The sequence below is a fragment of the bacterium genome (assembly GCA_040757115.1).
In the GTDB taxonomy this organism is placed as follows: domain Bacteria; phylum UBA9089; class CG2-30-40-21; order CG2-30-40-21; family SBAY01; genus JBFLXS01.
Genome location: JBFLYA010000198.1, coordinates 1 through 6,848 on the forward strand (window position 1 = coordinate 1; position 6,848 = coordinate 6,848).

At 37.0% G+C, this 6,848-nt stretch carries 6 protein-coding genes; 3 read left to right on the top strand and 3 right to left on the bottom strand.

What is annotated here, in order from left to right; translation table 11 throughout:
- Positions 1-207: 207 nt before the first annotated feature.
- From xseA to recJ, 3 genes are all read right to left on the bottom strand, one after another.
- A complete protein-coding gene (xseA, locus tag AB1422_14595) occupies positions 208-1,419 on the bottom strand; it encodes an exodeoxyribonuclease VII large subunit (GenBank protein ID MEW6620542.1) in 1,212 nt (403 codons plus the stop codon).
- Complete coding sequence (locus AB1422_14600; protein ID MEW6620543.1) at positions 1,416-1,655, bottom strand: hypothetical protein; 240 nt, start codon at positions 1,653-1,655, stop codon at positions 1,416-1,418. Before AB1422_14600 ends, xseA begins: the two co-directional genes overlap by 4 nt.
- 82 nt (positions 1,656-1,737) lie before the next feature.
- Entirely contained in the window at positions 1,738-3,507 is a 1,770-nt protein-coding gene (recJ, locus tag AB1422_14605) for a single-stranded-DNA-specific exonuclease RecJ (GenBank protein ID MEW6620544.1), read from the bottom strand.
- 349 nt (positions 3,508-3,856) lie between these two features.
- Between recJ and AB1422_14610 the strand changes: the two genes are divergently transcribed.
- From AB1422_14610 to AB1422_14620, 3 genes are all read left to right on the top strand, one after another.
- The gene (locus AB1422_14610; protein MEW6620545.1) at positions 3,857-3,979 is read left to right on the top strand and encodes a hypothetical protein; all 123 of its coding nucleotides are present in this window, start codon (positions 3,857-3,859) and stop codon (positions 3,977-3,979) included.
- Positions 3,980-4,522: 543 nt separating this feature from the next.
- Positions 4,523-4,963: a DUF5678 domain-containing protein gene (locus AB1422_14615; protein ID MEW6620546.1), complete on the top strand. Its 441-nt coding sequence runs from the start codon at positions 4,523-4,525 to the stop codon at positions 4,961-4,963.
- Positions 4,964-5,369: 406 nt separating this feature from the next.
- A complete protein-coding gene (locus AB1422_14620; protein MEW6620547.1) occupies positions 5,370-6,398 on the top strand; it encodes an ATP-binding protein in 1,029 nt (342 codons plus the stop codon).
- Positions 6,399-6,848 lie beyond the last annotated feature (450 nt).

Below are 6,848 nucleotides of genomic sequence, written 5' to 3' on the forward strand. Positions count from 1 at the left end.
TACTAATAATTAATTTTTTAATTTTATTTTCAACCCCCAACCCCCAATCGTGGGGGATTTAATAAGGAATTAAGATTGTGGCATTCAAAATGACCAACAATATATATTATACGAGGACGATGAAAATAGTAGGTAGGAGATAGAAGGTAGGAGGTAAGGAGATAGGCATGAGGAGTGATGTTTTCTTTACTCTCTACTTTCTACTCTCTACTCTCTACTTTTTTTAGTTACCTTAGCTATCATTTCTCCCTGATGAACTCTGATTTTTAAATCATCATCAACATTAACCTGACAGACATCTTTGATTACCTTGCCAGTAAGCAAATTAGAAGTAATGCTATAGCCCAAAGACAAGATGGCAAATGGTGATAAAATCGTAAGTCTATCCGTAAAGTTTTGCAATTTTGCCTGTTTTTGCTCCAGGAGGTGTGAAGTAAGAAGTAAAAGGGTGTTTGTGGCATCATCTACCCTTTGTTGAAATTGCAGGATAGTTTGATATGGATGTCTAAATACCGGGGAGTGCTGGCATCTTTGTAATCTAATTAAAAACTGAGATAATTGAGATTTAACCGTATTTTTGAGGCGAATTAAAAGTGAATTTAATGTCTGGATTAATTCCTCCTTATTTTTAACTACTAACTCTGCCGCCGCAGAAGGCGTAGGGGCACGTAAATCTGCAACAAAATCGGCAATGGTAAAATCTGTTTCATGACCAACCGCAGAGATAATTGGGATTTGCGAATTAAAGATAGTTCTGGCAAGGTTTTCATCATTAAATGCCCACAAATCTTCAATCGAGCCGCCACCACGACCAATAATAAGAACATCAGGCTTTTTTGCCATTTTATTAAATTCTTTAATCGCCTGACAAATTTCCTCTGGTGCCTCTTTACCCTGAACCCTGACTGGAAATATGAGTAATTCAATATTATAAAATCGTCGACCGATTATATTTAAAATATCTCTAATTGCCGCACCGGTAAGAGAAGTGACGATGCCAACTTGTTGAGGAATAAGTGGTATGTTTTTTTTATGTGCTGGGTCAAATAATCCTTCCTTTTTTAATCGTTGTTTTAATTCTTCTAATGCGACATAAAGGGAACCTATGCCCGCAGGCTGGAGTTCATCAACCAATATCTGGTATTCACCCCTTTTTTCATAGACACTAATCATTCCTCGCACAATCACTTTCATCCCATCTTCTACTCTATGTTGTAAAAAAGCAAGCCGACTACGAAACATCACAGCTTTTATCTGGGAATTTGCATCTTTTAAGGTAAAATACATATGACCTGAAGTAGGAATTGTTAAATTTGAGACCTCACCCTCTACCCAGACATTCGGGAAATTACCTTCAAGGATACTTTTTATGTTTTTAGTCAATTCGCTAATAGATAAAATATGTTTTTCCATCATCATTTTATTAGACTTTCGATTTCGGATTTTCGTAACCGTTCAGGTGGTAATTTACCGCAGAGACGCAGAGGAACAGAGAAGATATGGAAATAAATCAGATAACAGAAAAGATTATTGGTGTAGCCATTGAAATACATAGGACCTGCTTGCCGAATGTTCAGCCGGCAAGCCAGATTTGTTAATCCATCCCTGATTTTCATCAGGGCAAGTTTAATGTTGTTGTACTCAAGAGCTTGCACTGATGAAAATCAGGGATGTTAAGCCTATCGTAAATAAATTTTAATTTTCTTCTCTGCGTCTCTGTGTCTCTGCGGTGAACGGTTACGGATTTTCATAGTTGAATTTTATATCTTTAATATTCAACTGCACCGATTGTCTGTCTTGCCAGGTGTTTATTTGAGGCACATAGGCTAAGTCGATGGAAGTTGAATATTTCAAAGCCGTTATTTTATCGCCCATATCAAATCCAATGGCGTCATAACATTGAGCCTTAAGCCCGGAGTATGAAAAAAAGTTACCTTTTTCACTCTGTGCTCCCTGCTCTGTGCTACATACATCTTCTATTACCTTCATTTTAAGATGATTATTCCCGACAATCATTGGTTCACCTGAAATTTCTAAAGAACTTGTTGAAAAGACAGGTTTTGGATTACCCAGGCCAAAAGGCGGAAGTAGGCTTTCTATTTCATTAATTAATGCCAAATTCACATCTTTTAGATTCACGGGCAAAACATTCAGGGAAGGTTGTAAATCGGTTTTTTTCAAGACGGTTTGGGCATAACCATTGATTCTTTCTCTAAATTCATCTATTTTATGCGGTAAAATCGTTAATCCTACTGCTTGCTCATGACCGCCATAACTTTCTAATAAATCTTCGCATTGAACCAGGGCATTCAGAAGGTGGAAATTAGAAATACTCCTTCCAGAACCTTTTCCCAGGCCATTTTGAGATGAGATAATTATTGTTGGCCGATAATATTTATCCACTATTTTTGAGGCAACAATTCCAATTACTCCCTGATGCCAATTATCGTTTGCCAGAACAATGATATTTTTATCATCCTCGAGGACATCCGATTGTATTGCCTCACGAAAGATAGTCTCCTGGATGTTTTGTCTTTTTGTGTTATGGTCATTGAGTATTCTGACGATTTTTTCTGCCTCTTGAGATGATTGAGTCAGAAATAGTTTGATAACTAATTCTGCATCTTCTAATCTACCTATGGCATTAATTCGTGGTGCCAATTTAAAACTAATGTCAGAAGACTCAATTTTCTTCCCTTCAAGTCCGCAAACCTTAATGAGTGTCTTTAATCCTATATTTTGGGTCATTGTAAGTTGTTTTAAGCCATATTTAACAATAATTCTATTTTCACCAGTTATCGGCACGACATCGGCTACTGTGCCCAGACAGGCAAATTCTATCAGGCTATTCAAATCAACCGTTGAATATCCTTCTTTCATAAGTCCTTGAATAAGTTTCATTACTACACCGACACCGGCTAAACTCTTGTCTGGATATTGACAGGTAGGTTGTTTAGGATTAATAATGGCAAAGGCAAAAGGGAGTTTTCCTTTTACCTCGTGGTGGTCACAAACAATGACATCCATTCCTAATGAATTGGCGTAATCTATCTCTTCTATCGCCGAAATCCCACAATCTACTGTAATGATAAGTTTTACCCCCTGAGAGTAAGCAAGTTCTATCCCATTTTTACTGACACCGTAGCCATCAACTAATCTTTTGGGAAGGTAATAGATAAGATTTGAAGTGTGATGATTTAAAGCCTGTATTAACAAGGTTATTGAAGTGATGCCATCAACATCGTAGTCTCCATAGACTAAGATTTTTTCTTTTTTATTTAGTGCCAGTCTAATCCGCTCAACTGCTTTATCTAAGTCCTTGAGTAAAAATGGATTATGCAAATCATTTAGATTGGGTCTAATGAATTTTTTAGCATCATCAGGTTCAGCTATCCCTCTACTAATGAGTATTTCAGCCGTAATAGGTAAAATCTGAAGTGCCTGGGTTAATTCAGTTACTTCCTTTTGAGTTATGCTCTGATTAATTTTCTTCCAGTTTTTTTCCAATTTAATCTCCTTTTAAGTAGTCAGTAGAGAGTAGTCAGTAGTCAGTTCTCTACTCTCTACTCTCTACCTATATTTTATCTCCTTTCTTGTAATCTTCAACATTATAACCATCTTTTTTCCCTTCTTCCTAAGATTATATACCATAATCTTAATTTATGCAACTAATTTTTATTCTAACTTTCGCATTTTGAAGAAACAGAGGTAGGAATATCAAGGGTTTACAGAGTTTTAGACACTACATTACCTGAATATCTTTTCTACCGCAGGTCAGCCAATCTGCAATATTTTCATTGACAATGAAAACTTTTCGTATTATACTTTCATCTAAAATGAAAATAAAGGGATTCTGATGAATAAAGATGTGCTAAAAGAGATAGTTATAGAACAACAAGAGCTCATAAAAAGCAAAGAAATAGGGGTAAAAAGAGAGGTCTTAGATAAGATTGGGGGTAACTATTCAGCCACTGATTAACACGGATTAGCACGGATAAGTAGCAGAGGACAGAGGAGAGAGGGCAGAGGACAGAGGACAACAGGAGGAAAAATCTTCAGCCTAACTACGGACACGATTTACGAATTTTCAGTGTTTCATCCGTGTCCATCTGTGGCTGAATAGTTACACCTAAAGAAAGAGGCAGAAGAGACAACCCAAATCCTTAAAAGCCTGTAATTTTAGTTTGACTTTTTTGGGATTATTTAGTATAATAAAGGTAACCGTTCAGGTGGTAATTTACCGCAGAGACGCAGAGGAACAGAGAAGAGATAGAAATAAATCAGATAACAGAAAAGATTATTGGTGCAGCCATTGAAATACATAGGACCTGCTTGCCGAATGTTCAGCAGGCAAACCAGATTTGTTAATCAATTTTAATGTTGCGCTGCTCAAGAGATTGCCCTGATGAAAATCAGGGATGGAATTGTTGCGTATCTTAAATAGATTTTAATTTTTTTCTCTGCGTCTCTGTGTCTCTGCGGTGAACGGTTACTAATAGAGATTATGGAGGATGTAAAAAAAATGGAAGTAAGTAAATCACGCATTAAAGATTTAACGAAGTTTCTACCTATTACTTCTGGCCAAAATATATCCATCTATATTGTAAGTCAAACATTCACAAACAACTTCCCTCCACCTAAGAATCCATTCTGGGTGCCATCTCAAGAAGAAGACTCCTCTATTAAACCCCTTGATATTGACCCGAAGTTTTTCCTTGAAGAGAAAGCATTTTACAAGATGAAGGATGAACTTTACGAAAAATATCCTGAAAAATGGGTAGCCATCTCTGGTGGTAAAGTAATTGATGTAGATGAAGATGATGGCAGATTGGCAGAAAGGGTATATAAAAAGCCTGGTCTAACAATTTATATCAATAAACTGACCAAAGAGTCCAGGCTCGCATTCCTATCATCTCCTATAGGGCTTCACGAAATTCCCTCACCCAAATATAGAAAAGATTAGAGGTGGAGGACAGATATTCCCCCTTAATAAAGGGGGTTAGGGGGTTGTAAGTATATAAAGGGGGTTAGACTAATAAAAATAATCACACAGAGACACAAAGTCACAAAGGAATTGAATAAAACAATAAACCTTTGTGTTCTTTGTGGCTTTGTGTGAGAAAATAAAAAGGAGATATTTTAGGGTCAACCGTGAATGTGGAATGCACAATAATTCGGTGAGGCAGAGGAAAAGGAAAAGACAGCGAATCAAAGCTTTTGTCTAACCCTGCGTTGCAGTTGACGGCGGGGGACTGTGCCGTGGTCAGAGTTTTGTGGTCTCTCAAAGTTTTATCTTGCTATCAAACTTTTGTGGTAATCCTCCCCGCCGCACCTGAACTTTATCGTTAGACCTTAAAAGTAGCCAGAATGTGATCATCTATTCCCCAAGACGCTTTGGCAAAACCTCACTTATCTTAGAGACTATCCATCGCCTAAAAAAAGAGGGTTTTCCCTGCATCTATATTGATGTCTCTACCATTACCTCAAAGAGGGATTTTGCACAAAGGCTGGCATCTACTATCGCTAAAGAAACCTCAAAGGGAATTTCTGAAGCAGTAAGAAAGATAAAAGAGAACATACCTAAAATTACACCAAAGATTGTTTTAAAAGGTGAAGGGGATATGGAGTTTTTCGTAGAATTTGAAGACAAAAAATCGGATATGGATAAACTCCTTTTAAATTTATATGACCTTCCCCAGAGAATAGCGGAAAAGAAGAAAAAGAAGCTTATCGTTGCCTTCGATGAATTTCAGGAGATACAAAGACTTGATGGTGAAGATATTGAGAAAAATTTGAGGGCAAAGATTCAACATCACAGTGATGTCGCCTATGTATTTATGGGAAGCAAACGCCATCTTATGGAGCGGATATTTAACGATAAAACAAGGGCTTTTTATAAGATTGGAAAACATCTTAGCTTAAGAATGATTCCCAAAGAAGAATTTAGTGCCTTTATCATAAAAAGGCTTAAAGAGACAGGAATAAGAATAGAATTACCATTGGTTGATGAGATTCTTAAAATTACTGCGTGCCATCCTTATTATACCCAAATGCTTATGCATGAGATATGGAATGAATCATATCCTGAGAGGGTAATTACTGCTGAATCAGTCAAAAGGGGGATGGAACAAGTCTTTTTAAATCAGGAATCCCTTTTTGTTAATTTATGGGATTCGGTGTCCTCAAAACAAAGAAACCTTTTGGTTGCTTTATCCGCTGATGAGGAACTATCTCTTTGTGCCCAGTCAACGATTATAAAATACGAGCTGGGTTCAGCGGCTACGGTGAATAAATCTTTAAAGGCATTAGAGAATAAAGAGCTGGTTGAGCAAAAAGGAGAAAGATATAGGATACAAGATATATTCTTTAAAGAATGGGTTAAGGCTCGGGGAAGTTAATCAGCAGGGTCAAGGCTAAAGGCTCAAGGCTCTCTGAAAAAGCATGTTTCATCCCTTGAGGCCTAAATCCTTGAGCAAATTATGGAACAGCTAAACACATACGAAAAAAGTATAGAGTTCCCCGTAAGGGGAAGTATTTTAGAATGCCCTAAGTGCAAGAGAATGTCAGATGAGGTTTTATTGATAGATATTGGTGGACACAACGAAGTTTACTGAGTAGATTATTGTAACCGTTCAGGATATAGCCACAGAGTCACAGAGAACACAGAGGGAATATATAACCACGAATGAACACGAATAATAAAAAGATTTGTAGTGCGAGACTTTAGCCTCGCTTCTGGCAAGCAGGAAAGCGAACCTAATTGCTTTTTCATAAATAGGTTCCTCTTTTGGGGAGAGCGATAGCAAGAAGAACTTTAATGTAAATATCAAAATGCAAATATCAAAATT

Bases quoted from the DNA above. Each gene is read 5' to 3' on its own strand.
- AB1422_14610 (MEW6620545.1), top strand. From the start codon at position 3,857: ATGAATAAAGATGTGCTAAAAGAGATAGTTATAGAACAACAAGAGCTC.
- xseA (MEW6620542.1), bottom strand. From the start codon at position 1,419: ATGATGATGGAAAAACATATTTTATCTATTAGCGAATTGACTAAAAAC.
- AB1422_14615 (MEW6620546.1), top strand. From the start codon at position 4,523: ATGGAAGTAAGTAAATCACGCATTAAAGATTTAACGAAGTTTCTACCT.